The 25,627-nt window shown below is 64.6% G+C and carries 26 protein-coding genes; 14 read left to right on the top strand and 12 right to left on the bottom strand.

The features are described 5' to 3' along the window. Positions 1-175 precede the first annotated feature (175 nt). Positions 176-523, top strand: a complete 348-nt coding sequence (locus HBN54_RS04570; RefSeq protein ID WP_168671974.1) for a hypothetical protein — start codon at positions 176-178, stop codon at positions 521-523. A 100-nt stretch (positions 524-623) separates the two neighbouring features. After that, complete coding sequence (locus tag HBN54_RS04575; protein WP_168671975.1) at positions 624-1,019, top strand: DUF5996 family protein; 396 nt, start codon at positions 624-626, stop codon at positions 1,017-1,019. Positions 1,020-1,033: 14 nt separating this feature from the next. On the opposite strand, the gene HBN54_RS04580 is transcribed toward HBN54_RS04575, so the two are convergent. The 8 genes from HBN54_RS04580 to HBN54_RS04615 form a co-directional block, all read right to left on the bottom strand. Further along, the gene (locus HBN54_RS04580) at positions 1,034-1,456 is read right to left on the bottom strand and encodes a response regulator (protein ID WP_168671976.1); all 423 of its coding nucleotides are present in this window, start codon (positions 1,454-1,456) and stop codon (positions 1,034-1,036) included. Positions 1,457-1,509: 53 nt separating this feature from the next. Beyond that, the gene (locus HBN54_RS04585; protein ID WP_168671977.1) at positions 1,510-3,225 is read right to left on the bottom strand and encodes a sensor histidine kinase; all 1,716 of its coding nucleotides are present in this window, start codon (positions 3,223-3,225) and stop codon (positions 1,510-1,512) included. After that, positions 3,218-3,559 carry a circadian clock KaiB family protein gene (locus tag HBN54_RS04590; protein ID WP_168671978.1) on the bottom strand — a complete coding sequence of 114 codons (342 nt, stop codon included), beginning with the start codon at positions 3,557-3,559 and terminating at the stop codon, positions 3,218-3,220. Before HBN54_RS04590 ends, HBN54_RS04585 begins: the two co-directional genes overlap by 8 nt. 10 nt (positions 3,560-3,569) lie before the next feature. Next, the gene (gene kaiB, locus HBN54_RS04595) at positions 3,570-3,896 is read right to left on the bottom strand and encodes a circadian clock protein KaiB (RefSeq protein WP_168671979.1); all 327 of its coding nucleotides are present in this window, start codon (positions 3,894-3,896) and stop codon (positions 3,570-3,572) included. A 46-nt stretch (positions 3,897-3,942) separates the two neighbouring features. Next, on the bottom strand, positions 3,943-5,691 hold the full coding sequence (gene kaiC, locus HBN54_RS04600) for a circadian clock protein KaiC (protein ID WP_168671980.1): 1,749 nt from the start codon (positions 5,689-5,691) through the stop codon (positions 3,943-3,945). Between the two features lie 121 nt (positions 5,692-5,812). After that, entirely contained in the window at positions 5,813-6,037 is a 225-nt protein-coding gene (locus HBN54_RS04605) for a hypothetical protein (RefSeq protein ID WP_168671981.1), read from the bottom strand. 74 nt (positions 6,038-6,111) lie between these two features. After that, positions 6,112-6,909 (bottom strand): LytR/AlgR family response regulator transcription factor, encoded by a 798-nt coding sequence (locus HBN54_RS04610; protein WP_168671982.1) that lies wholly within the window; start codon positions 6,907-6,909, stop codon positions 6,112-6,114. Next, complete coding sequence (locus HBN54_RS04615) at positions 6,888-8,015, bottom strand: sensor histidine kinase (RefSeq protein ID WP_168671983.1); 1,128 nt, start codon at positions 8,013-8,015, stop codon at positions 6,888-6,890. Before HBN54_RS04615 ends, HBN54_RS04610 begins: the two co-directional genes overlap by 22 nt. Positions 8,016-8,435: 420 nt before the next feature. Here HBN54_RS04615 and HBN54_RS04620 point away from each other — a divergent pair, with 420 nt between their 5' ends. The 9 genes from HBN54_RS04620 (at position 8,436) to HBN54_RS04660 (ending at position 19,376) form a co-directional block, all read left to right on the top strand. Continuing rightward, entirely contained in the window at positions 8,436-9,581 is a 1,146-nt protein-coding gene (locus tag HBN54_RS04620) for a cytochrome-c peroxidase (protein ID WP_235955385.1), read from the top strand. Positions 9,582-9,633: 52 nt separating this feature from the next. Next, positions 9,634-9,819: a hypothetical protein gene (locus tag HBN54_RS04625; protein ID WP_168671985.1), complete on the top strand. Its 186-nt coding sequence runs from the start codon at positions 9,634-9,636 to the stop codon at positions 9,817-9,819. 153 nt (positions 9,820-9,972) lie between these two features. After that, entirely contained in the window at positions 9,973-11,883 is a 1,911-nt protein-coding gene (locus tag HBN54_RS04630; RefSeq protein ID WP_168671986.1) for a T9SS type B sorting domain-containing protein, read from the top strand. Between the two features lie 227 nt (positions 11,884-12,110). Next, on the top strand, positions 12,111-12,380 hold the full coding sequence (locus HBN54_RS04635; RefSeq protein ID WP_168671987.1) for a PqqD family protein: 270 nt from the start codon (positions 12,111-12,113) through the stop codon (positions 12,378-12,380). 4 nt (positions 12,381-12,384) lie between these two features. Next, a complete protein-coding gene (locus tag HBN54_RS04640) occupies positions 12,385-13,464 on the top strand; it encodes an ATP-grasp domain-containing protein (RefSeq protein ID WP_168671988.1) in 1,080 nt (359 codons plus the stop codon). A 237-nt stretch (positions 13,465-13,701) separates the two neighbouring features. Next, positions 13,702-15,048: a type III PLP-dependent enzyme domain-containing protein gene (locus HBN54_RS04645; RefSeq protein WP_168671989.1), complete on the top strand. Its 1,347-nt coding sequence runs from the start codon at positions 13,702-13,704 to the stop codon at positions 15,046-15,048. A 160-nt stretch (positions 15,049-15,208) separates the two neighbouring features. Continuing rightward, entirely contained in the window at positions 15,209-17,596 is a 2,388-nt protein-coding gene (locus HBN54_RS23930) for an urea transporter (RefSeq protein ID WP_168671990.1), read from the top strand. Then, positions 17,593-18,780 carry a hypothetical protein gene (locus HBN54_RS04655; RefSeq protein ID WP_168671991.1) on the top strand — a complete coding sequence of 396 codons (1,188 nt, stop codon included), beginning with the start codon at positions 17,593-17,595 and terminating at the stop codon, positions 18,778-18,780. Before HBN54_RS23930 ends, HBN54_RS04655 begins: the two co-directional genes overlap by 4 nt. Next, positions 18,768-19,376: a tetratricopeptide repeat protein gene (locus tag HBN54_RS04660; protein WP_168671992.1), complete on the top strand. Its 609-nt coding sequence runs from the start codon at positions 18,768-18,770 to the stop codon at positions 19,374-19,376. Before HBN54_RS04655 ends, HBN54_RS04660 begins: the two co-directional genes overlap by 13 nt. Before the next feature lie 8 nt (positions 19,377-19,384). Here HBN54_RS04660 and HBN54_RS04665 read toward each other — a convergent pair whose 3' ends face one another. Beyond that, positions 19,385-19,621, bottom strand: a complete 237-nt coding sequence (locus tag HBN54_RS04665; RefSeq protein WP_168671993.1) for a hypothetical protein — start codon at positions 19,619-19,621, stop codon at positions 19,385-19,387. 55 nt (positions 19,622-19,676) lie between these two features. Beyond that, positions 19,677-19,808, bottom strand: a complete 132-nt coding sequence (locus HBN54_RS23790) for a hypothetical protein (protein WP_262888252.1) — start codon at positions 19,806-19,808, stop codon at positions 19,677-19,679. Between the two features lie 403 nt (positions 19,809-20,211). On the opposite strand from HBN54_RS23790, the gene HBN54_RS04670 reads away from it, so the two are divergent. The 3 genes from HBN54_RS04670 to mgrA all read left to right on the top strand — a co-directional run bounded on the left by HBN54_RS04670 (position 20,212) and on the right by mgrA (position 23,159). Continuing rightward, positions 20,212-20,616 carry a T9SS type A sorting domain-containing protein gene (locus HBN54_RS04670; protein WP_168671994.1) on the top strand — a complete coding sequence of 135 codons (405 nt, stop codon included), beginning with the start codon at positions 20,212-20,214 and terminating at the stop codon, positions 20,614-20,616. A gap of 225 nt (positions 20,617-20,841) precedes the next feature. Further along, the gene (fbaA, locus tag HBN54_RS04675; RefSeq protein WP_168671995.1) at positions 20,842-21,927 is read left to right on the top strand and encodes a class II fructose-bisphosphate aldolase; all 1,086 of its coding nucleotides are present in this window, start codon (positions 20,842-20,844) and stop codon (positions 21,925-21,927) included. Positions 21,928-22,169: 242 nt separating this feature from the next. After that, complete coding sequence (mgrA, locus tag HBN54_RS04680; protein WP_168671996.1) at positions 22,170-23,159, top strand: L-glyceraldehyde 3-phosphate reductase; 990 nt, start codon at positions 22,170-22,172, stop codon at positions 23,157-23,159. An 80-nt stretch (positions 23,160-23,239) separates the two neighbouring features. Here the strand turns inward: mgrA and HBN54_RS04685 are convergent, their stop codons facing one another. Then, positions 23,240-23,899 carry an OmpA family protein gene (locus HBN54_RS04685; protein WP_168671997.1) on the bottom strand — a complete coding sequence of 220 codons (660 nt, stop codon included), beginning with the start codon at positions 23,897-23,899 and terminating at the stop codon, positions 23,240-23,242. Positions 23,900-24,037: 138 nt separating this feature from the next. Next, the gene (locus HBN54_RS04690) at positions 24,038-25,531 is read right to left on the bottom strand and encodes a hypothetical protein (RefSeq protein WP_168671998.1); all 1,494 of its coding nucleotides are present in this window, start codon (positions 25,529-25,531) and stop codon (positions 24,038-24,040) included. Between the last annotated feature and the right edge of the window lie 96 nt (positions 25,532-25,627).

A 25,627-nucleotide genomic window follows, 5' to 3' on the forward strand; every position in this document is an offset into this window, starting at 1 on the left:
GTCCGTGCTGAGGGGAGCGTGCATAGCGTGTTTGACAAGATTCGCCGCGCCCTTGCTTTATTGCATGAGCGCTGTCGTGACGTGCAACAAACACACGGCAGTGAGCCATAACTAGCTCACCATTTTAGGCTCAAAATGCCAGACAATTCCTCAAAACCGGCCCAAAACCCCATCAATGGGCGGCTTAATTTTTTTGATAAAATCCTTAAACCTTAGTGCCAAGGCATTTAGCGCTGTGCTTGGTGTACTAGATTCAAACACTAGGAACTACCTCAGCATGGGTACCAAGTTAAACTCGGACTATCTGGAGAGCATATCGAGCCATTTTAGCCACGTCAATTCAAGCTGGCTTATTACTGGTACCGGTGAGCCATTCCTACCTGGTGCCGAACTCACACAAAATATTTCCACCATCAAAGGCAACATCATCGGCACGGCCATTGGGAACATCACCCTCGACGACTGCAAACGCGAATTGGCTACTTCCCAAAAGGAGCTGCAGAATCTATTAATCTCAAAATAATTGATTAACAGCCCATTAATACACCAATGGTAATGCCGTCAACTCCCCCTTTCATCTACCTACCGGTATCTGCAAAAGTGTCACACCTCAGTGCAGCCCGGTGCATTTTTTCTGGGGCAGCTTCGATTCAGCAGTCACGCGCTTTTCGGGGCGGGCTGCGCCGCCGCACCCCGGCGGCATCCCGCACCTGGCTGACTGGGTGACGCGCGAATCGTACTCGGCCGAACAGTGCGCGGCCGGCTGGTGGCCCGGCGGCAACGGCCAGGAAGCCGCCTTCTACAGCTACGTGTACCCCGGCGTGCCGGGCCTGGCCGAGGCCCCTATTCAGCCCGCCGAAGCCTTTTTCAATCCCGAAATGGGCGAATACTTCCTGCCCTACGAAGCCGCCCGCACCGCCCCCGACCCGCGCCAAGCCGTGCACGACTTCCTGCAAAGCACCTACGCCGCCGCCGCCAACCTGTCGGGCTGGGACCGCGCCGCCCTGGAGCGGCACTAGCCGCAGGCCGCCGCTTACGCTTCCGGCAGCTGGCGGCCGAAGTGGGTTTTCAGAATTTCGTCGACCTTTTCCCGGTTCAGGGGCTTGTTGAAAAAGCCGCCGATTTTGAGCTGCTGCACCCGCTCCACATCGCGGGGGTGCAGGGAGGTGGTCAGCATCACCACGGTGATGGCCTGGCGCTGGGCGGCGGGCAATTCCTCGTAGGCTTCGAGGAAGGCGAAGCCGTCCATCACGGGCATTTTCACATCCAGCAGAACCAAGGCCGGGCAGGTGGCGAAGGGCGTCTGGCAATGAACGTGCAGCAGGTCCAGCGCCTCCTGGCCGTTGAGCGCTACCAGCACCTGCTCGGCCACGCCCAGCCGTTTTAGCAGCAGCTGGTTGAGGTAGTTGGCAGTGGCGTCGTCATCGACGAGCAGGACGCAGGCAAGTTTTTGCATGGGCATTCAATCCGCGGTTTTGCCCGCAAAGCCGGGCTTTGGCGCACCGCGGGTTATTGATGAACGAAATACACGAAGAATACGCTGCCCGTGCCCAGCTCCGACGTCACGGTGATGCGCCCCCCGGCATTTTCCACCATTTTTTTCACCATGTACAGCCCGATGCCGGAGCCCTCCACATGGTCGTGGAAACGCTGGAACATGCCAAATAGCCGGTCAAGATAGGCCGCCTCGAGGCCCAGGCCGTTGTCGCGCACTTCCAGCACCGTGTGGCCCGCTTCGGCCCAGGTGCGCAGGCGCACGTGCGGCGGCCGCGTGGGGGCGCGGTACTTCAGGGCATTGCTGAGCAGGTTGAACACCACTGAGCGCAGGTTTTTCTCCGAAAACAGCACCACGGGGGTGGCCTGCACGTCCACTTCCAACCGGGCACCCGTGCCTTGGATAACCGGTTCCAGGTCGAGGCGCACGTCGTGGATGACGGCCGCCAGGTCTACCGGCGCCACGTAGCTGCCGTGTTCCTTTTGCAGCCGCGACACTTCCGTGAGGTGCTCAATGGTGCGCTTAAAGCGGTTCACCGAGTCCTGCATCAGGTCGAGCAGGGGGCTTATCTCTGCGCTCTGCGCCGTGGCGGCGGGCAGCTCCAGCAGCAGGGCATCGAGCAGGCCCTCAATGTTGCTGATGGGCGCTTTGAGGTCGTGCGAGGCGGTGTAGATGAAGTTGTCGAGGTCGACGTTGGCGCGGGTGAGCTGCGCGTTGTTGTCGCGCAGCTGGTGCTGGGCCTGGTCGATGCGCTGGAGGGCCAGCTTCTGCTCGTGAATGTCGGTGCAGGTGCCAATCCACTGCATAATCGCGCCCTGCGCATTGCGCGAGGGCTGGGCGCGGCCCAGCATCCAGCGGTAGTCGCCGGCGCGGTTGCGGAAGCGGTACTCCACCTCATAGGGCTCGCCCGAGGCCAGGCATTCTACCCACTGCTGCCGGGCGGCGGGCCGGTCGTCGGGGTGCAGGTGCGCCGTCCAGCCCTGGTCAGAACCCACGGCGTTTTCCCGGCCAATGTAATCGAACCAGCGGCGGTTGAGGTAGGAATTGATGCCCTGCGGCGTGGCCGTCCAGGCAATCTGCGGAATACCTTCCAGCACGCGGCTGGCTTCGGCGGCGGCGCGCTCGCCGGCCTGGCGGGCCGCCTCCTCGCGCTTCAATTCTTCATTTTTGCGGTCGAGCAGGGCATTCTGCTCGGCTACCTGCGCCCGAATGGCCGTAATTTCGCGCTGCGCCGACAGGTCGGTGACGATGACGGCCAGCGCCGGCGTCTCGTTGAATTCCAGCACGTTCATCGACACCGAGAAGGGCAGTAGCGCCCCGGTCTGGGTTTGCAGCGGCAGCTCGCCCCGGCTTTTGCCGGCCCAGCCCCGGTCCATCAGCGCGGCCCAGGTTTTGCCAAAGCCCGGAGGCACAAACTCATCGAAATTGCGGCCCATCACCTCGGCCAGCGGGCAGTGCAGCAGCTCGGCCAGGCTGGCGTTGCAGTAGAGCACGGTGGCATCTTCGGCCAGCAGCAGGGCACCTTCGCTCATCTGCTCGATGAGGGTGCGGTAGCTCTGGTCGGCCCCCTGCAGGGTGAAGATGCGCGGCCCCTCGGCCCCTTGCACGGCCAGCGCATCCACGGCCCCGGTGCGGATGGCGTGAATCAGGTCCTGGGCTTCCTCCAGCTGCTCGCGCAGCTCTTCGTTGGCCCGGGCCAGCTCGGCGGCGATGGGCAACGGCTCACTCATAGCGCACGCCTTCGCCAGCTGACGGGTTGATGCCCAGGGCTTTTAGCACCCGCTCGCGGTCCGAGAGGTCGCCCACCAGGCGGCGCACCAGGCCGGGGCTGCGCTTGATGAGCGTGGGCACGCCAATGAGGTCTTCGCGCTGGGCCAGGGCGGGCTGCTGGAAAACATCCATAATCAGCAGCTCATAGCGCCCCTTCAGGTACTGCTCGCAAATGTCTTTGATGTTGCGCACGGCGCGCGTCGAGTTGGGCGTGGCCCCCGTGATGTACAGGTGCAGCACGTACTCGGGGCCGGCGGGCTCCGGCGGGGCCAGGGGGTCCGTGAAAGGGTCCATGGGCGCGCAGTTATTTGCTCAGGGCCGGGCGCACGTCGAGCCCGACCAGCACCCGCTCTTCGTTGGAGAGGTCGCCGATGATTTTGCGGATGGGCTCGGGCACTTTGCGCACCAGCGTAGGAATGGCCAGAATCTGGTCGCCTTCGGCCAGCTGGGGATTCACCAGCAGGTCCACCACTTCCAGCTTGTAGCGGCCTTTGAGGTGCTGCTCGCAATACTTCCGAAGGTTGGCCAGAGCCGTTACCGACTTGGGCGTTTGGCCGGCCACGTACAAGCGCAGTTCCCACGTTTCCTGGAGGCCTTCTTCTGCTAATTCAACTGCGGCTACTTCTGCCATAAAACGGACAATGGAATGGGATGCTACGGCATTCCGGGTGTTGGGGTTACTGGCCGCTTTCGGCGGTGGGGGCGCTGGGCGCGCTGGGGGCCGGCGGATTGGCGGCCGCGATGCGCTGGTGGCCGCTGAGCAGGGTTTGCTGGCGGCTTTGCTCGTTGGAGCTGATTTGGCGCAGCTCCTCCTCCGCCGACTCAAACTCGGTACGCAGGTTGGCGATGTTGGCTTCCAACATGCGGCGGCGGCGCTCCACTTCGCGGTCGCGGCGGTCGGCCTCCTGCTGGGCGGCCAGCATCTCGGCGTGCTCCTGCATTTGCTGGGTGAGGCGGCTGGCCCCGGTGACGATGCCGGAGGGCCCGAGCACCACGTCGAGCAGCTCGATGCCGTGCGGGGTCACCACAAACTCGCGCACCTGGTTGGAATGAGCCATGCCCCGCGACTTGAGGATGCTCAGGCCGCGGTTGCGCTCGCCCACGCCCTCGAGGTCGCGCACCGAAATCCAGGTATCGACCAGCGACGACACGCCCTCGTCGGTCATTTCCTGCTGGAAGCCGTGCCCATTTACCAGGGCCGTAAACAGGGCCGTGATGCCGTTGACTTTCAGAAAGTCGATGAGGCGGGTGAGCATGCTGCGCACCTCATTCTTGTTGCCTACGGAAATGAGGTTGGTGATGGGGTCGATGACCACGGCGGTGGGCTTGAACTCCCGCACCAGGCGGTGCAGCGTGACGAGGTGCTGCTCCAGGCCGTTGAGGGTGGGGCGGCTGGCTTCGATGAGCAGCTGGCCGGACGTCACATGCTCCTGCAGGTTGATTTTTATCGAGGCCATGTTGCGCAGCAGCTGCGCCGGCGATTCTTCGAAGGCAAACAGGATGCAGCGCCCGCCGTCCTGGCAGATTTTTTCGGCGAAACCGGCGGCCAGGGTTGTTTTGGCGGTGCCGGCCGTGCCGGTGATGAGCACGCTGCTGCCCTCGTAGTAGCCGCGCAGGCCAAACATTTCGTCGAGGGCCGGAATGCCGGTCGAGACAATATGGCTCGACACCGCGTGGTCGAGCCGCAGCGAGGTCACGGGCAGCACCGAAATGCCGTTTTCGGTGATGAGGTAGGGGTATTCGTTGGTGCCGTGGGTGCTGCCCCGGTACTTCACCACGCGCAGCCGGCGGGTGGTAATCTGGTCAATCACGCGGTTGTCGAGCAGAATTACGCAGTCTGACACGTACTCTTCCAGGCCCTGGCGCGTGAGGGTGCCGTCGCCACGCTCGGCGGTGATGATGGTGGTCACGCCCTTGTCCTTCAGCCAGTGAAACAGCCGGCGGATTTCCGAGCGCAGCACGCCCTGGTTCGGAAAGCCCGAAAACAGCGCCTCAATGGTATCAAGCACCACCCGCTTGGCCCCGATGCTGTCGATGGCGTGGCCCAGCCGAATGAACAGGCCTTCGAGGTCGTACTCGCCGGTTTCCTCAATCTCGGAGCGGTCCACGTGCACATGGTCGAGGCGCAGCATTTTGCGTTCCTGCAAATCCTTTAGGTCAAAGCCCAGCGAGGCCACGTTGGCGGCTAGCTCCTGGGCGGTTTCCTCGAAGGCCATAAGCACGCCCGGCTCGTTGAAATCCAGAATGCCGCGCACCAGGAACTCAATGCCCATCAGGGTTTTGCCGCAGCCGGCGCTGCCGCAAATCAGCGTGGGCCGGCCCAGCGGCAGGCCGCCTTCGGTAATTTCGTCGAGTCCGTCGATGCCCGTGGGGGCTTTGGGCAGCTGGGGCAGGGCGTGGGCAGCGGCAGGATGATTTTCTTGCATGAAGCAGTGGTACGATAGAGTAGTAAAGGGGGTTATCAAAAGAAATGCCCGGCTGCGCGAAAAATCGCGGCCGGGCATTTATACAAAGAGACTTAAAAGTTAATTCCAGCCCGGCCGGCAATCAGCGGCGGCCCGACTCGAAATCGAGCCAGTCGGCGCGCTGTTCTTCCAGCTCGGCGGGGCTGATGCCGTAGGCGGCGCAGGCCTCCACGGCATCCATCAGGCCTTGCTGCACGGCGTTGAGCACGGCCCAGACTTTGAGCTTGCGCTCGGCGGCAGCACTCGCGTAGTCAGCGGGTTGGGGGCGGCCGTCGGTATCGAAGTAATCGGGCTGATTCTCACTCATAACGCAGGCAAGGTAGTGACGCTACTATTAACGCAGCGTGAACATTGGTTGGATTGGCGCCCGGGCCCGGAAGTTTATTTCCAGCGACTAAAAAACTGGTCGAAGCCCTCGCGGTAGCCGTCGCTCACGGGCAGGGTTTCGCCGGCAATCTGCACCGTGCCGCGGCCCACCGACTGAATGTGGCCCAGCCCCACGATGTAGCTGCGGTGGATGCGCAGAAACTTGCCGGCGGGCAGCTTTTCCTCCATGCCGCGCAGGCTGGTGAGCGAGAGCAGCGGCCGCGTCTGGCTGGCCAGGTGCACCTTCACGTAGTCCTTCAGGCCCTCCACGTACACGATGTCGGCCAGGGGCACGCGCACCAGTTGGTACTCCACTTTGAGGTAGATGTGGTCGTCCTCTGGTAGATTGGCGGGTTGGGGGATTGGTGGGGTGGTGGCGGACGCGGGGATTTCGCTGGCCTGCTTCATTTCGAAGTAGGTTCTGGCCTTGAGGGCAGCGCGCAGAAACTCCTGGTAATCGAAGGGCTTGAGCAGGTAATCGAGCGCATCGACGCGGAAGCCCTCCAGGGCATACTGGTTGAAGGCGGTGGTGAAGATGATGCGCGGGCCGTGCTGCAGCACCTTGGCCAGCTCCAGCCCACTGAGGTCGGGCATCTTGATATCGAGAAACAGCAGCTGGGCATCGGGCCGCTCGTGCAGCGAGCGCAGAGCGGCCACGGCGCTTTCGTGCCGGCCCACAAGGCGCAGAAACGGCGTTTGCTCGATGAAGGAGCACACCAGGCCCAGGGCCAGGGGCTCGTCATCGACGGCTACGCAGTTGATGACGAACGGGGCGGCGGCCGGGGCGGGGGTTACAGATTCAGGTGCAGGCATACTTCGTATTCGTTGGCGGCGTTGCGGGGGTTTACGCGCACGGTGTGGGCGTGGGGATAGAGCAAATCGAGGCGGCGCTGGGTGTTGGCCAGGCCAATGCCGCCGGGCTCGTCGTCATCGGCGGCGGGCCGGTCGGGGAACACGGTGTTGCGCACGCACAGCTCCACGGTATGGGCCGTGGGCTGGCGCAGCTCGATGCTGATGCGGCTGGGCGCGGTGGCGCTCACGCCATGCTTAAACGCATTCTCAACAAACGGCTGAAACAGCATGGGCGCGATGAACGGGTCGGGGCTGAGCGGGCCGGGCCCGGCAGGGTCGGGCATCTCGAAGCTGACCTGCACCTTATTGGTCAGGCGCAGGTGCATCAGCTCAACATAATCGCGCAGGAAGCTGATTTCCTGGCTCAGGCGGGTGTGGCCGGCCGGCGACTCATACAGCACGTAGCGCATCATGCGCGAGAGGCGGTGCAGGGCGGCCCGGGCCTGGTCGGCGTCGAGCAGCGTGAGGGCGTAGATGTTGTTGAGGGTATTGAAAAAGAAGTGCGGGTTGATTTGGGCTTTCAGCAGGCTGAGCTCGGTGGCTACCTGGCGGCGCTCCAGCTCCAGGCGGCTTTCGGCGTCGCGCTGGCCCTTTTGCATGGCCGCGAGGCTGGTGGCAATGCCCAGCACGAGCAGCGCCAGCAGCAGCACCCCGGAATTGACGAACGGGCTGCCTTCCTCCAGGCCCGGCAGCGGGTGCGGGCGCGGCGCCGACCACGGATTGGGCGGGTTGAGGACGGCCTCGCGGGCAGCCGAAATCAGCTCGGGCACGCCCAGGCGCTGCTCTGCCTGCTGATGAATGGCCAGCACCGCCAGCACCAGCGCGGCATTCAGCACCACGTAGGCCCAGCCTTTGCCGCCATACAGCAGGCGCGGCGCGGCCCAGGCCACGTTCAGGTAAAACACACCCACCAGCAAGCCAAATACCACGGCCTGCGTCAGCCAGAACTCGGTGGGCTTGGGGCCGGGGTAGTCGGGCTGCTGGGCCACCAGCAACACCGCCACCAGCCCCCAGACCAGGGCGTGCAGCAGCAGCGTGGAAGCCGAACGGAGTAGCGGAAGGGGCATAGTTGGGAGTTAAGAGTTAGGAGTTAAAAGTGAAGCGTTGCGTAGCGAGAACGAACGGCGGCCAGTCCTCAACTCCCATTTTCAGCTCTTATACTCCCAACTTTTAACTCCCTCCAAAGCTACAACCCGCCCTTGGGTGCCCGGGCCTTGTATCGGCCAGCGGGGGGTGGGTATCGCCGAGTCGGCACTTTGGGCCGCTGGCGCGGCGTGGCCCCAATTGGCCGCGCCGTTTGGGGGGGCTAAAAAGGCGAATGGGCGACGCGGGACAGTAGCTCGGCGATTGCAGTTGGCCCCAGTTATTAAGGAGCCGCAAATTTGAGCCAAACCCGCTGCCTGTTGGCTGGCAGATTGCCGCTTACACCTCCGCTCCTCCCCCCTGCTTTATTCATGGCCTCGCCCCTGCTTCCCCGACTTGCTTCGATGATGGCTGCAGCCGCGCTGCTGCTGGTAGTGGCCTGCCAGAAAGACCGCGAACTCAGCACGCCCACTACCGCCGACCTCGCCACCATCACGGCGCTGCCGCAGGTGGCCACCGCTCCGGCCAGCAACCCGAGCAGCGCGGCCAAAATCGCGCTGGGCCGCGCCCTGTTTTGGGACCCCGTGCTGTCGGGCGGCAAGGACGTGAGCTGCGCCAGCTGCCACCACCCCGCCAGCGGCTACGCCGACGCCCTCGACCTCAGCATTGGCAGCAACGGGCAGGGCCTGGGCACCGCCCGCCACTTCCGCGCCCCCAACGACATTGCCTTCAACCAGCGCAACTCGCCCACGGTGCTCAACGCCGCCTTCAACGGCATGGCGGCCGATGGCAGCTGCCAGCCTGCCACCGCCGCCATGTTCTGGGACTTGCGGGCGCAGTCGCTCGAAACGCAGTCGGTGATGCCGGTGGCCGCGCTGGATGAGATGCGCGGCCACCAGTACGCCGAGGGCGTGGCCCTCGATTCGGTGGTGGCGCGGCTGCGCGGCATCGCGGCGTATGGGCCGCTGTTCGGGGCGGCGTTCGCGGAGGCCACGCCCATTTCGCCGGCCAATATCGGCAAGGCCATTGCCTGTTTCGAGCGCACGCTGCTGGCCACCGATGCACCTTTCGACCAGTACATGCGCGGCGACAAAAGCGCCCTCACGGCCCAGCAGGTGCAGGGCCTGAACGATTTCGTGACCAGCGGCTGCGCCAAGTGCCACAGCGGCCCGATGCTCAGCGACTACCAGCTGCACATCCTCGGCGTGGCCGATAACGGCAAAAATCCGACTTCCGATGCAGGGGCCAATGGCAGCTACGCCTTCCGCACGCCCAGCCTGCGCAACGTGGCCCTCACCGCGCCCTACATGCACAGCGGCACGCTGCCCAACCTGCAGGCGGTGCTGGCTTTCTACGCGCCACCGCCCGGGGCACCGGCCACGGCCAACCCGCACGTGAGCCTAAGCCAGCGCGACCCGCTGTTTCCCGGCCGCGTGACCAATCCGCAGAACATCATTGCCTTTCTGCAATCCCTCACCGCCGCCAGCTACGACCGCACCGTGCCCGCCGCCGTGCCCAGCGGCCTGGCCGTGGGCGGCAACATTCACTAGCCTTCCTCTCATCATTTTTTCATTTTTCAACCCTTTTCCCCAACCAACTTTTATGCGCTTCACTAACCTCCTACGCTTTGCCAGCGCCGCCGCGCTGCTGTGCTCCATGAGCAGCTTCTCGGGCTGCGAGAAAGACAACGTGCGCCCCAACGGCGGCTGCACCAAGAAAACCACCACGGCCACCACCCCGACTACCACGACCACGACGGGTACGGGCACCGGCACGGGCGCTAACTAATCCGACGCCGTCACCTCACCCCCAGCCCCTCTCCCGCGGAGAGGGGAGCCTAACGATTACCTTGGCTCCCCTCTCCGCGGGCTTCGCGCATTAAGCGAACCGGGGCTGGGGGTGAGGTTTCCCGGCTGCCGATTTCTTATCTTCACTACCCACATGAAACCCCTCCGCTCGCTTGGACTTCTGCTCCTGTTGCTGCTGCCGCTGGTGGCTTCGGCCACGCACATTGTGGGCGGCGAGCTGGATTTGCAGTACAAGTCCGGCAGCACCTACACGCTCAGCCTCAACCTGTATTTTGATGCCATCAACGGCGACCCGCTGGCCCTGGACCAAAGCCTGGTAGCCAGCATTTTTGTGAAAGCCACCAACCAGCGTGTAGTGAACGTGACGCTGCCGCTCACCAGCAACACCTTCGTGCAGTACACCAATCCCGCCTGCGCCGTGGGCTCGCTGAGCACCCGCAAGCTGGTGTACACCAAAGAAATAACGCTGGATGCCGCCACCTACGCCAACGCCGGCGGCTACTACGTGGCCGTGGAGCGCTGCTGCCGCAACATCACCATCAGCAACATTATCAATCCCGGCGGCGCGGCCCAGACGTTTTACCTCGAATTTCCGGCTGTCGTCCGCAATGGCGCGGCTTTTATTGATTCCACGCCGCGCATTTTCCCGCCCCTGGGCGACTATGCGTGCCGGGGCGAGCTGTTTTATTACGACTTCGGCGGGCAGGACGTGGATGGCGACTCGCTCGCCTACGACATGGTGACGCCGCTCAACGGCCACGCCACGGCGGCCGTCGGCAACAACGCGCCGCTGCCCAGCGCGGCCCCCTACGCCCCCATCACCTGGAGCCAGGGCCTGAGCGCCGCCAACCAGATTCCGGGCACGCCGGCCCTGGGCATTGACGCGCGCACCGGCCGCCTCACGGTGCGGGCCAGCAGCCTGGGCCTGTTCGTATTCGGGGTGCGCTGCGCGGAATACCGCAAGGGCGTGAAGATTGGCGAGACGCGGCGCGACTTCCAGCTCTACGTGCTGAACTGCCCCACCAACGTGGCGCCCCGGCTCCAGGTGCGCGCGGCCAACAGCGCCGCCCTGTACCGCCCCGGCCGCGACACGTTGCGCCTGCTGCCCGGCGGCAACCGCTGCCTCACCATTCGCTACACCGACTCCGACCCCAACTCGGTGCTTACCATGAGCACCCGGCCGGTCAATTTCACGGTGCCCGCGCCCACCTTCACCACCAGCATCAGCGGCACGGTGCGGGCCGCCGGTGCCCCCGACACCCTCACCGCCACCCTCTGCTTCCCCGATTGCTCCGACACCAAGGGCAAGGTGTACCTGCTCGACCTCATTGTGGCCGATAACGGGTGCAGCCTGCCCAAGCACGACACCGTGCGCGTGGCCTTCACCGCCACGCAGGGCACCAACGCGGCCCCGGTGCTCAGCAGCAGCTTCCCGCCCGCCCCGGCTCCCACCGTAGATGCCGCGCCCACGGTGGTGCGCGTGACGCTGGGCCAGCGCTACACCGCCACCCTCACCGGCACCGATGCCGACCGCAACGCCCTGGCCCTCGCGGCCGTGGGCGAGGGCTTCGACCTGGCCAGCATGGGCATGCAGTTTACCGCCCAAAACGGCGCGGGGCTGGCCAACGGCACCTTCGCCTGGGAGCCGACCTGCGCGGCCGTGGCGGCCATCGGCACCAGCAATGGCCTGGTGGTGCACTTCAAGCTGACCGAAACCGGCCCCTGTGTGCCGCTGCCGCAGGAGCGCGCCATCCGCTTCGAGGTGGTGCCGGTGGCGGAGCTGACCGCCTTCCGCCCGCCTAATGTCATCACGCCAAATGGCGACGGGCAAAACGACTTCCTGCGGATGCCCGACCTGCCGGTGGACTTCTGCGATAATAAATTTGCGGGCATCAAAATCTTCTCGCGCTGGGGACAGCAGGTATTCGCCTCCTCGGAGCGCGGGTTTCAGTGGGGCGGCCAGGGCGTAGGCGGGCTGTATTATTACCTGGCTACTTACACCGACGGCCGCAAGTTTAAGGGCTGGGTGGAGGTGATTCCGTAGGGGGGCTTGTGCTGACCCGGCGTTGCGTCCGCCTGTCATCCTGAGCATTCTGCGATTGAAGCAGAGACGAAGGACCTTACCACCGAAGAACGGTTTGCAGTAATTCAGTCAGCAATGCAATTGGCGCAGCCGTGATAAGGTCCTTCGTCTCTGCTTCAATCGCAGAATGCTCAGGATGACAGGAAAGTCCCCCGCCTTACACCTTCCTCCCCTACCTTTCCCCTCCCATGAAGCTCAAGCCCAACATTGCCACCAGCGAGGCCGGATTCATCTTCAATCCCGCCACCGGCGACTCCTTCGCGGCCAACCCGCTGGCGGCCGACATCCTGGCCCGCGCCAAGGCCGGGCTGGACGCGGCGGCCATTAAGGCCGACATTCTGGAGCGCTACGATGTGGCCCCCGGCCAGCTCGAAAAGGACTGGGACGACCTGCTGGCCCAGCTGCGCGACTTCAACCTGCTGGGGGAAGCGGAAAGTGAGCACCAAAAAGTAACCTGAGCCAATGCCCACTTCCCCCTCCCCACTCCCTGCTTCCAACACCCGGCCGCGCCTCACCGTGGCCGTGACCGGCCTCAATGCCACCGACAGTCCCGGCCCCGGCGTGGCCGTCATCCGCGCCCTGCGCGAAACCACGGACTTCGACCTGCGCATCATCGGGTTGAGCTACGAGGCGCTGGAGCCCGGTATTTACCTGCGTGAGCTGGTGGATAAGACGTACCAGCTGCCCTACCCTGCGGCGGGCACGGCGGCGCTGCTGGCGCGGCTGGCCCACATCCGTGAGCGGGAGGACGTAGCCGTGCTCATCCCCAACTTCGATGCGGAGCTGTTCAACTTCATCAAGCTGGAGCCCGAGTTGCGGGCGCTGGGCATCCATACGTTTCTGCCCACGCTGGCCCAGCTCGATGCGCGCGACAAGCTGAACCTGGCCGCTTTCGGGGCCGCGTATGGTTTCAGCACGCCCGCCAGCCGGCCGCTGCACAGCGCTTTTGAAATAACGACTGCCGCTGAAACACTGGGCTGGCCGCTGGTACTGAAGGGCCGCTATTACGATGCCGCCGTGGTGCATTCGCTGGCGCAGGCCGAGCAGGCGTTTGCGCGGCTGAGCGGGCTGTGGGGCGTGCCGCTCATCGCGCAACAGTTTGTGGCGGGGCAGGAAATCAACATTGCCGGGCTGGGCGACGGGCACGGCCGCGCCCTGAGCGCGGTGCCCATGCGCAAGCTCACCATCACGGACCGGGGCAAGGCCTGGGCGGGCATCACCCTGGAGGATGAGGCCCTGCTGGCCCTGGCCCGCCGCTTTGCCGAGGCCACGCGCTGGCGCGGCGGCTTCGAGCTGGAGCTGATTCGCACGGCGGCCGATGAGCTGGTTATTCTCGAAATCAACCCCCGCTTCCCGGCCTGGATATACCTCACGGCCGCCGCCGGCCAGAACCAGCCCGCCGCCCTGCTCCGCCTGGCCCTAGGCCTGCCCGTGACCATGATGGAAGGCTATGCCGTGGGTAAGATGTTCGTGCGCTACGCCTGGGACTTGATTACCGACCATACCGAGTTCCAGCAAGTGGCCGCGCTGGGCGAACTTTGAGCTCCCCTCCTCAGACGAGGAGGGGATGTTGCCGCGACGCGGCAACGGGGGTGGTTGACCTCGTTGAACGACACCCGAACGATACCCGACTGATGCGGCCGAATCACGCCCAAACGATGCCCGGCTGGTGCGGGCGCGAGTCGTTCAACGATTCAACCACCCCAGCTGCCGCTTCGCGCCAGCATCCCCTCCTCAGCTGAGGAGGGGAATTGTCCGCTGGCTCATTAGTATCCATCCATGAAACAACCCTACGAACGTCCTACCCTCCGCAAGCTCACGGCCGGCGCGCTGCACAAGTTTGGGCCGCGCGCCGGGGCCGCGCCCACGGCCGCCCTCGATGGCGTAGCCGTGGCGGAGCTGGTGGCCCGGTTCGGCTCGCCGCTCTTTGTGCTGAGCGAGCGGCAGCTGCGGCGCAGCTACCAGGCGGCGGTGCGGGCCTTCGGCACGCGCTACCCGGCGGTGCAGTTGGCGTGGTCGTACAAGACGAACTATTTGAATGCCGTGTGCCGCACCTTCCACCAGGAGGGCGCGTGGGCGGAGGTGGTGAGCGGCATGGAGCTGGAGAAGGCCTTGCTGAACGGCGTGCCCGGCCCGCACATCCTATTTAACGGCCCCGGCAAGCGGCGCACCGATTTGGAGCAGGCCTGCGCGGTCGATGCCGTCATTCACCTCGACAATGCCGATGAGCTGCACCTGCTGCTGGACGTGGCGGCCGGCCGCGCCACCCGGCCGCGCGTGGCCCTGCGCGTGAACCTCGACGCGGGCATCTACCCGCAGTGGGACCGGTTCGGCTTCAACCTGGAGAACGGCGAGGCCTGGCAGGCGCTGGGCCGCGTGGTGGCCTCGGGGCGGCTGGCGCTGGTGGGGCTGCACTGCCACATTGGGACTTACGTGCTTCAGCCCAAGGCGTATGGCGTGGCGGCCACCAAGCTGGCGGCGCTGGCCCGGCGCTGCGGGCGCGAGCTGCACACGGCCATTCAGTACCTCGACCTGGGCGGCGGCTTCCCTTCCACCAACACCCTGAAAGGCGCTTACCTGCCCGCCGCCGACACGGTGCCACCGCTCGATGAGTACGCTGAAGCCATTACCGGGGCCCTGCTCGGCGCAGGCTTCCCGGCCGATGAGCTGCCGCTGCTGGTGCTGGAAGCCGGCCGGGCGCTGGTGGACGACGCGGGCTCGCTCATCGGCTCGGTACTGGCCAACAAGCGCCTGGCCGACGGCCGCCGCGCCACCATCCTCGACTTCGGGGTGAACCTGCTGTTCACTTCCTTCTGGTACGACCACCACATCAGCCCCACCCGCGAATTCTCGGACCAAACCGAGCCCACCGTGCTCTACGGCCCCCTCTGCATGAACATCGACCAGCTCCGCAACAGCATCGCCCTGCCCCTGCTCGCCCCCGGCGATACCGTGGTAGTGCACAAAGTGGGCGCGTACAATATGAGCCAGTGGCAGCAGTTCATCAACCTGCGGCCCAACGTAGTGATGATTGACGAGGCCGGCGCGGTGCATATAATAAGAGCCGCCGAAACGCTGGATTATCTGCAACAACTGGAGCGGGTGCCGGCGCACCTGCTTCCTTAACTTTCACCGCCCTCCCCGAAACACCTCACCCCCGGCCCCTCTCCTCAGGAGAGGGGAGCCTGACGATTTACCCAAAAGCATTTCCGGTGCTCCCTCTCCCCAAGGAGAGGGGCCGTGCCCGGCAGGGGTCAGGGGGTGAGGTTACGCCAGCTGCGCCGTTATGACTCCTACCCTTCAATCCTTCCTTCGCGCCGTGCTGCACAGCTACGCCATGCTGTTTTTTTCGCAGCATCGGGGCTTTGCGGCCGTGCTGCTGCTGGTGTCGTTTGGGCACCCGGTGGTGGGGGCGGCGGGGCTGGCCAGCACCTGCCTGGCGGTGGCCGGGGCGCGGCTGGGCGGCTTCAATAAAGAGTGGACGGACAACGGAGCCTACAGTTTCAACGCCCTGCTTACCGGGCTGGGGCTGGCCTCGTTTTTCGCGCCGGGTTGGGGGCTGGCGGGGCTGGTGGTGGTGGGCGCGGGCCTGGCCCTGCTGCTGAGCGTGGCTTTGGGCGGCTGGCTGGGCGGGCGGGGACTGCCGTTTTTGTCGGTGCCGTTTGTGGGCACGGTGTGGGTGCTGCTGCTGGGGGCCGGGCCGCTGCTGAACCTGCCGGCGGCCGAAAGCGGCATCTACTGGCTGAACGAGGCCTACGCCCTGGGCGGCCCCCGGCTGGCCTCGGCCGCGCAGTGGGTGGGCGACTGGCCCTGGCCACCGCTGCTGGCTACGTACCTGCGGGCGCTGAGCGCGGTGCTGTTTCAGGACAGTGCGCTGGGCGGGCTGCTGGTGGCGGCGGGGCTGCTGTGGCACTCGCGCATTGCGTTTTCGCTATCGGTGCTGGGCTTTTTGGGAGCATATGGCTTGCTGCTGCTCACCGGGCCGGCCGGCAGCGGGCCGCCCGACTACAACCTGGGGGCCAACTACGTGGTGGCGGCCGTGGCGGTGGGCGGCGTGTTCGTCATCCCCTCGGCGGCCAGCTACGGGTGGGCCCTGCTGAGCGTGCCCGTGACGGTGGTACTGCTGGCTGGCTGCACTACGGTGCTGGACCGGCTGGGGCTGCCGGCGCTGTCGCTGCCCTACTGCGCCACGGCTTTGTTGTTTTTGTACGTGCTACTGCTGCGCGAGCGGCCGGGCGCGAGCCTCGTGCTCACGCCCATCCAGCGCTACTCGCCCGAGCGCAACCTTTACGCCTACGCCACGGCCCGCGTGCGGCTGGCCCACCAGGGCGCGGTGCCCCTCACCCTGCCCTTCCTGGGCGCGTGGACCTGCACCCAAGGCTACACCGACGGCGGCCCCACCCACCTCGGCGACTGGGGCCAGGCCCTGGACTTCGCCATCACCGACGCCGACGGCCGCACCTACCACGGCACCGGCCGCGCCCTGAGCGACTACTACGCCTACAACAAGCCCGTGCTGGCCCCCGCCGACGGCGTGGTGCAGGAAGTCATTCAGCACATCGAAGACAACGCCATCGGCGAGGTGAACACCCGCGAGAACTGGGGCAATACCGTCGTTATCCGCCATGCGGCCGGGCTGTTCACCCAGCTTTCGCACCTGCGCGCCCACTCGGTGCCGGTGAAGGTGGGCGACTACGTGCGGCGCGGCGACATCATCGGCACCTGCGGCAGCTCGGGGCGCTCGCCTGAGCCGCACCTGCACTTCCAGGTGCAGGCCACCCCCTACGTGGGCTCGCGCACGCTGGCGTACCCATTGGCGTATTTTGTGGCGGAGGCGGGAGCGGCCGGCATGGCTGCCCTGCCAACCCAGCCGCTAAAGAAGCTGAAGCAGCAGCTGTCTCAAGTATTAGCCTCCACCGGGAGCCTTGCCGATGTACCGGATGGCGCAGCAGACTCACCGGCTGGTTTAACCCTCGAATCCAATAGGACACCGGACTCTTCCGAAATGCTGGCTTCTGCTGCGCCCCAAATGCCGCAGCTCCGGCACTTTGCTGTGCCCGTGGCGGGCGAAACCGTGCGCCCGCCCACCTTCAACCGCACCCTGAGCCAGGCCCTGCGCCTGCCCCCCGGCTACGCCCTGGACGTGCGCGATGCCGCCGCGCCCGCCGCCCCGGCCCAGCGCTGGGAAGTATTCACCGATGCCTACAACCTGGCCTACCTGCGCTGCCAGCGCACGGGAGCGGTGCTCTACTTCGGCGGCGATGAGTCGGTGTTCTACTGCACGGCTTTTTATGGCGATGAAAGCTCGTGGCTCTTTCTGCTCTATCAGGCCGCCTACCGGGTACCGCTGGCCAGCCTGCCGGGCCAGGTCGTGCACGACGAGTTTCCGCTGACCGTGGTGCGCAACCCGGCGCTTACCTGGGCGCAGGACGTGCTGGCCCCGTTCTACCGTTTCCTGCGGCCTGCTTTTTGGGCTGAGGAAGTGCCCTCCATGGCCGGCCACTGGCCCGGCGGTCCGGTGCGGCTGCGCAGCCGCGTGGTGGTGGCAGGTTTTGGCCGCGCCCGCGAGGTGCAGGCCGCCGAGCTGCTTTTTACCGAAGGCCGGCTCGCCGAGCTGCGCGTGCGCCGTGCCACCGGCAGCTTCACCCTCACTTGCTCAGTAGCCGGCGCATGAGGAAATTAGCCCTGCTGCTGCTCCTACTGCTGGCTGGAGCCACCACCGCCCGCGCCCAGGCCCCGATGCCCGATTATCAAACCACCGACAGCCTGACCCAGGCCCTGGCCGGGCAGTACCGCTGGGCCGCGCTCGACTCGGTGGGAAGCGCCGCCCTGCGCCTCGGGCTCGACTACCCGGCCCTGCGCTGCCGGCTGGGCCAGGCGGCCCTGGCCCGCGACCGCCCGGCCCAGGCCATCTGGCACTACGGCCGTGCCCTGCGCGAAAACCCGGTTGATATCACCGCCCGCTACGGCCTGGCCCTGGCCTACCTCAGCCTGAACCAGCCCGGCCCCGCCGCACTGGTGGCGCGCGACCTGCCCGACTCGCTGCGCCGCCCACTGCACCTCAATGGCTTCCAGCTGCTGAGCCGGGTGGAGGTGGAGGCCAGCGGCCAGACCACCCGCCAGGAGCATCGGGGGCCGGCCGGCTTCCTGCGCCTGGGCGTGGGCACCCGCCTCAGCCCCCGCCTCAACCTGAGCCAGAGCATTAGCTACTTCGGCCAGAACATTGAGCTGCCCGACCGCCAGCAGCGCGGCCGCGGCAACTCCTACCCCGTGCGCCAGAACGGGTACTACGCCCTGCTGGCCGGGCAGCTGGCGCCGCGCTGGCGGGTCCTGCTCGGCTACCATTTCCTCGACAGCGATTTTGGCCGTCTCGAAACCAGCAGCAGCCACCTTGGCTATGCCGCCCTGGCCTACGCCCGCCCCCACTGGACGGCGCAGGTGGGCCAGTACGTGGGCACCCTCACCGATACTGCCCGCACCCAAACCGACCTGCGCCTGACCGTGTACCCGCTCGGCAACCTGCGCCTGTATGGCTTCGGGCAGGCCAGCGTGGTGCGCTCCAACGGCCGCAGCCACCTGCATGCGCTGCTGGGGGCGGGCGGGCGGCTGCACCGCCGCGCCTGGCTCGATGTGTACGGCGGCCTGGGCCAGGTGCCGGTGCTGGCCGAGCTCGATGGACTATACGTGTACAATCTGCTCGACCCCTTGCAGGCCCGCGCCGGGGCCGGCCTGCTTATTTTGCTGCCCGAGCGGCTCTCGCTGCGCCTGAGCTACGGCCTGGAGTGCCGCCGCGATGCCATCAACGGCTCACTGTATAACTTGCAATCTCTTAGTACCGCCCTCGCATGGACCTGGTAAAGCTGACTTTCGCCACCGCTGCCCTCGTGTATGCTGTGCCGGCCGCCGCCCAGGCTCCGGACCAGACTGCCGCCTTTGCCACCAGCTACGCCGCCGAGGCCAAGGCCGACTACGCCGACGCCATTGCGCCCATCAAAAGCATCTACACCGGCACCTACGAGCAGAACCTGCGCCTGGGCTGGCTCTATTTCCTGGCCAAAAACTACCCCGCCGCCGCCGCGCACTACCAGAAGGCCGTGGAGCAGCGCCCCTACGCCATCGAGCCCAAGTTCGGCCTCATCAAGCCCCTGAACGCGCTGGGCCAGATTGAAAAGATGCTGAGCACCTACGAAACCATCCTCAAAGTAGACCCCCAAAATACCCAGGCCAACTACTGGACCGGCGTTATCTACCTCAACCGCAAGGCCTACGGCCAGGCCGCCCGCTACTTCGAGCACGTCGTCAATCTTTACCCGTTCGACTACGATTCCAACATCTCCCTGGCCTGGGCCTACCTCAACCTCGGCAAGAAAGCCGAAGCCCGCGCCCTCTACACCAAGGCCCTGCTCATCCGGCCCGGCGATGCCGCCGCCACCGCCGGCCTGCGCCGCCTCTAGCGCGGCCCCTACGCCGCCAGGCAGCGCACCACGTAGGCCACCAGCGCCTGAAACGTTTCGGCCCGCCGCAGCTCGGCATCGTCGAGCTGCACGTAGCACGCCTGCTCTACCTCGCAGTACAGCTCGTTGCGCTCCACCTCGCTGGCAAACACGGCACTCAGCCGGCGGCGCGGTATGAGGCGGGACGGCGCAATGAGGTGCCGCCGGAAAATGCGGCGCAAAACACGATAGACCTGCTTTTTCATACTCGTAAGGGATAAGGCGATAACAGCGGCATGGCTGGCGCGGGCTGCCGGCTGCTTAGTTGGCTGGCCGGCGGCCGGGGCGGCGTGCCCGGCGCTGGGCCGCCCGCTGGGCCTGTAGCCGGGCGTATTCATCGGCTTTCAATACCGACCGGAGCTGGGTTTCAAACTCGTCTTCGAAGCGTTGCATGGCAAAAAGGAACAGAGATGGATGGGATGAGTGACGGTGCCGGCCTGCCGTGCGGCGCAGGCCAGAGGCCGGGCTAACCCGGCAGCAAAAGCGGCCAGCAGCGGGGCCGGTTGGCTGCGTCAAAGGTGCCGGGCCAGGGCCGGGGCATCAAACCCAATCGCCCAACCGGGGCCCCACGCCGACCACTGCCCCGCCGGGCCGGGCCTATGCCACTGCGGGGAGCACCTGGGTTTAAAGCAGAACCATTGGAGGTAACAGAGCTGACGTTCATCGACTTTTTAAACTAAGCCATCGATTCCCGGTCGTAGCTCTGCGCTTAGGCTCGCATATTTGATTTATTGTTTACTTGCATTCCCTTCCGGCCCCGGTCACGGTCTGTTCCTCACGCATTATTTGCCACCCCATGACCGATGCCCCCGACTACGCCACCGCGACGATACCGACCAGCGGCTGCGCCGTTTCGCCTGATGTATTTTCCCCGGGACGCCACCAGCCCGATGATGCCCCCGGGAAGACATGCTTAGCCGACAGTATTTTTGTGCTGGGGCAGAACTACCCCAACCCGCACAAGGGCGAAACCACCGTCCCGTTCACGCTGCCGACAAATGCCGATGTCCGCCTCGATTTACTCGACCACCTGGGCCGTAAAATGGCCAGCGTGGTGCGCAAGGGCCGTAGCGCTGGCGTCCAGAATATAAAGTTGAACCTGGCAGGCCTGGGATTGCCGGCTGGCAACTATATTTACCAGCTACAGGTCAGCAGCCGGTTCGGCACCTACCAGCAGGCAAAGCAGATGACCATCGAATAAAAACAACTGGAAGTGAGTGGGCTTAGAAGTGAAGCCCCGAGGCCGACCGCTGCAACGGTCGGCCTCTTTTTTTGGGTCCTGGGGCGCAAGGCCGTATTCGTTTGGCCGAAACCTTTCAGGTTAGGCAGCGCCGCCCGTACTTTGCCGTTGGGCCACCGCGGGCGGCGGCATCCTTTTCTATTCGCTTCCAACTCCCACCGCGGCCCTGCCGCACAACTTTTTCTTATGGCTGACCAAACTCTTTCCGGCCTGCGCGCCGGTGTGCTGCACGGCGACGAAGTGCAGGCCCTCTTCCAGAATGCCAAGGCCCACGGCTACGCGCTGCCCGCCGTGAACGTGACCGGCACCAACACCGTGAATGCCGTGCTCGAAACCGCCAAGGCAGTGAACTCGCCCGTGATGGTGCAGTTCTCGAACGGCGGCGCGCAGTTCTTCGCCGGCAAATCGGTGAGCAACGACGGCCAGCGGGCCAGCATCGCGGGTGGTGTTTCGGGCGCTCACCACGTTCACCTCATGGCCGCGCTCTACGACGTGCCCGTGGTACTGCACACCGACCACGCCGCCAAAAAGCTCCTCCCCTGGATTGACGGCCTACTCGATGCCGGCGAGAAATACTACCAGACGCATGGCCAGCCCCTCTACAGCTCGCACATGCTGGACTTGTCGGAAGAGCCGATTGAGGAGAACATTGAAATCTGCAAGCGCTACCTGGAGCGCATGGCCAAAATCGGCATGACGCTGGAGATTGAGCTGGGCGTGACCGGCGGCGAGGAAGACGGCGTGGACAACTCCGACGTGGACAGCTCCAAGCTCTACACCCAGCCCGAAGAAGTGGCCTACGCCTACGAGCAGCTGAGCGCCATCAGCCCACGCTTCACCATTGCGGCCGCTTTCGGCAACGTGCACGGCGTGTACAAGCCCGGCAACGTGAAGCTGGAGCCCAAGATTCTGCACAACTCGCAGGAGTTCCTGCGCCAGAAGCACAACATCGCCGAAACCCTGCCCATCGACTTCGTATTCCACGGCGGCTCGGGCTCCAGCCAGGAGGAAATCCGCGAGGCCATCAGCTACGGCGCCATCAAGATGAACATCGACACCGACCTGCAATGGGCGCTGTGGGAAGGCATCAAGGACTACTACGTGAAGAACGAAGGCTTCCTGCAGGGCCAGATTGGCAACCCCGGCGGGGCCGATTCGCCCAACAAGAAATACTACGACCCGCGCGTGTGGCTGCGCAAAGGCGAAGAGACGTTCTCGGCCCGTTTGAAAACGGCGTTTGAGGACCTGAACTGCATCAACCGCCGCTACTAGCCGGTTGAACGTCCCACTCCCCTCCTTTTTTAAGGAGGGGACATTTTCGCGCTGCGAAAATTGGGGTGGTTGCATTCGTTGAACGACACCCGAACGAGGCATTTGTGCTATGTTCGGGTGTCGTTTGCGTTTCTGGACCCGCCGCAAGTCGTTCAACGAACTCACCACCCCAGTGTCCGCTGCGCGGCCACGTCCCCTCCTTAAAAAAGGAGGGGAGTTTGTTGTTCTTCATCTCCCCATCCATGCCCTACCAAGCCAACCCCGCCCGCTACCAGGAAATGACTTACCGCCGTTGCGGCCGCAGCGGCCTGAAACTACCGGCCCTCTCCCTCGGCCTGTGGCATAATTTCGGCGGGGTCGACACCTTCGAGAACGGCCGCGCCATCCTGCGCCGCGCCTTCGACCGGGGCATCACGCACTTCGACCTGGCCAACAACTACGGACCACCGCCCGGCTCGGCCGAGGAGAATTTTGGCCGCATCCTGCGCGAAGATTTCGCCGGCTACCGCGACGAATTAATCATCTCGACCAAAGCCGGCTACCACATGTGGGACGGCCCCTACGGCGAGTGGGGCTCCAAGAAATACCTCGTTTCCAGCCTCGACCAGAGCCTCAAGCGCATGGGCCTGGCGTACGTCGACATCTTCTACCACCACCGCCCCGACCCCGACACGCCCCTGGCCGAAACCATGGCCGCCCTCGACCTCATCGTGCGCCAGGGCAAGGCCCTCTACGTGGGCCTAAGCAACTACCAGCCCGCCGAAGCCGCCGAGGCCTTCGCGCTGCTGCGCGATATGGGCACGCCCTGCCTCATCCACCAGCCCAAGTATTCGATGTTTGAGCGCTGGGTGGAAGACGGCCTGCTCGACCTGCTGGCCGACGAGGGCGTGGGCTGCATCCCCTTCTCGCCCCTGGCCCAGGGCCTGCTTACGGATAAGTACCTGCACGGCATCCCCGACGATTCGCGCGTGGCCAAAGGCGTAGGCTTCCTCACCGAAAACAACCTCACGCCCGAGCGCCTCGAGCAAGTGCGCCGCCTCAATGAGCTGGCGAAAACCCGCAACCAAAGCCTCGCCCAAATGGCCCTCTCCTGGCTGCTGAAGGATGAACGGGTAACCTCCGTGCTCATCGGCGCCAGCAAGCCCGAGCAGTTGGACGACTCGTTGAAGTGCCTGGAGAATCTGGCTTTCAGCGCAGAAGAGCTGACGGCAATTGAGGAAATCTTGAAGTAGGGTGCGGGGCTTGCCCCCGCCCGTCGATTGGACGATTCCAGAACTAACCGCTCAACGACGGGCGGGGGCAAGCCCCGCCCCTACTTCCCAATCGAGCCAATCTTGGGCTGAATCTGAATAATAAAGCGCTTGTTCAGCGCCTCCTCGCTGCCGGTGTAGCGGCCGGCCCCACGGAAGCCGCTGCCGGCCGCAATCACCTCCAGGTTGCTGGGGAAGCGCAGACCAGCCTGCTCCCAGAGCCGGATAACGGCCATGGCGCGGTTGTAGCTGAGCTGGCGCACGGCGGGGCCGTCGAGGTTATGCGGGTCGTTGGCGGGGTAGCGCAGGTCTTTGGCGGCGCGGCCCTCTACCACGATGAGGTACTGCACTTTGTCGTCGGTCTTTATCGACTGCATCTGGCTGAGCAGGAAACGGCCGGCCTTTACCAGCGGCGTCTGGGCATCGGCGGGCAGCACGGCGCTTTGCGAGGCGAAGGTGACCGGGAATTTCAGCTCGTAGCGCTTATAGCGGGCATTGTATTCGAAGTAGCTGCTTTCGAGGCGGGCCAGGGCGGCCTTGATTTCGTCGAGTTTGCGCTTTTCCTGAACCTGCACTTTCAACTCCGAAATCAGCCGCTCATTTACGCGCTGCTTGTCGTTGGAGCGCTTGAAGCCCAGCACGAACAGCACGAGCATGATGAGGAACAGGGCCGTCATGAGGTCCACGTAGCTGGGCCAGAAGAAGTCTCTGCTCTCTTTCATAGACCACTGATTTTTCGGATTTGAACGGATTTCACGGATTTTGTAGTCGATTCTCAACCCCCGGTTATTGGTTGTCAGGCTCCCCTCTCCGCGGGCTTCGCGCATCAAGCGAACCGGGGCCGGGGATGAGGTGAGCGTTTACTTCTTGCCCAGCACCGTGCGCTGAAACCAGTTGGGCCGGGTGATTTCCTCCAGCACCTTGTTCGTGCGGTCCACCTGCTGCAAGAGCTGCTGCTGCAGCTGCGCATCGGCCAGCAGGCGGGCTTCCATGCGCTGCATGGCCTGCGCGGATAGGGCTGCCTGGCGCTCCTGCAGCACGTTGAGGTCCTTTTGCTGGGCCGGGAGCTGGGTGAAGGGGTTGAGGTACTCCGTGATTTTCTGGTAGACGTTGTTCTCGTTGAGGCGGCGGAAATGCTGCTGCCATTGCTCATGCGCGGCGCTGGCTTCCTTTTGCAACTCCTGCAGGCGGCCATCCAGCTCGGCGTCCATGCGGTGCACGCCCTCGCTCACCCCCTGGCGGATTTGCGCACCGAGGTCGGCCAGCAGCTTGCCGTGCTGGCTGAAGAATGCTACCTGCTGGCGCAGCGCATCGTCGTGCTGTTGCAGGTACTGCGGCACGCTGGCCAGGCCCTGCTCTAGCGCCGTGAGGCGGTTGAGGAGCGCGCCGATGGTCTGGGCGGCCTCGTTGCTGTGCGTCACGGTGGTGTTCAGGGCCTGCTGGTAGCCGAGGAATTTCTCGAAGGTCTGGGCGCTTTCGTCCACCCTATCGAACACCTTGATGGTAGCGTTGGCCAACTCCGAGTAGCCAATTTTCTCCAGCTGCTCCAGGAAGCGCTTCTGCACGCTCACGTTCTCGGTGATGCTGGCAATGAGCGGCGTAAACTCGTGAATCTTACTGAAAAAGTCGTTCTGAATCTGGCTGAAAAACTCGGCGTTGAAGGTATCCAGTACCGATTTCAGTTTGCTCATGCCGGCCTGCATGTCGGAGTTCAGCTTGGGCAGCAGGGCCTTTTGCAGGAAGGTGTAGTAGGCATTTTTGTTGCGGTCGCGGGCGGCGCGGGCCTGTTTTAGCAACTGGTTGCCGGCGAGGGTGAAGGCCAGCCCGAACAGGCTGCCAATCATGGCAATGAGCACGCCGCCAAGGAAATGCTGCACATCGGTGTTACTGAAGGAGGTATCCTTAGCCGGGTCAGCCACCACCTCCGCAAACGGGTTGCCCACCAAGGCCAGCAAGCCCAGAATAGCCCCCGTGAACGTGCCCAGCAAACCCAAGTACAGCGGCGTAGCAATCTGGGCCTGAATTTCCTCGTCCAGCGCCTCAGCGTGGCGCTCGGAAATGTCTTTCAGAATGCCGAAATCGGCCGCCGCGCCCCGGTTATTCAGCAGGTACTCGTTGGTATCGGTAATAATCTGGCCGAATTCCGGCGAGGCATCCCGGGTAATGAGCGCATCATACTGAATGGCGAAGTTCTTGTCCGGCTCGGCGGCGGTGTAGGCGATGGGCTGCACGGCCACCGCGCCGGCCGCTGGGTACATGGCCTGCACCCGCGCCGTAAGCTGGCGGTTGCGCAGGAACACCAGCGCCTGCCAGGCCACCAGCGCCAGGATGAGGAGGATTTCGATTAAGAGCATAAACGCTTTCTCAGATAATGGCCGAAGTTACGGCCGACCCCACCCCCGGCCCCTCCCCAATGGGGAGGGGAGTGTTCTAATAAAATTTTCGATTGG

The organism is Hymenobacter artigasi, assembly GCF_012275535.1.
In the GTDB taxonomy this organism is placed as follows: Bacteria; Bacteroidota; Bacteroidia; order Cytophagales; family Hymenobacteraceae; genus Hymenobacter; species Hymenobacter artigasi.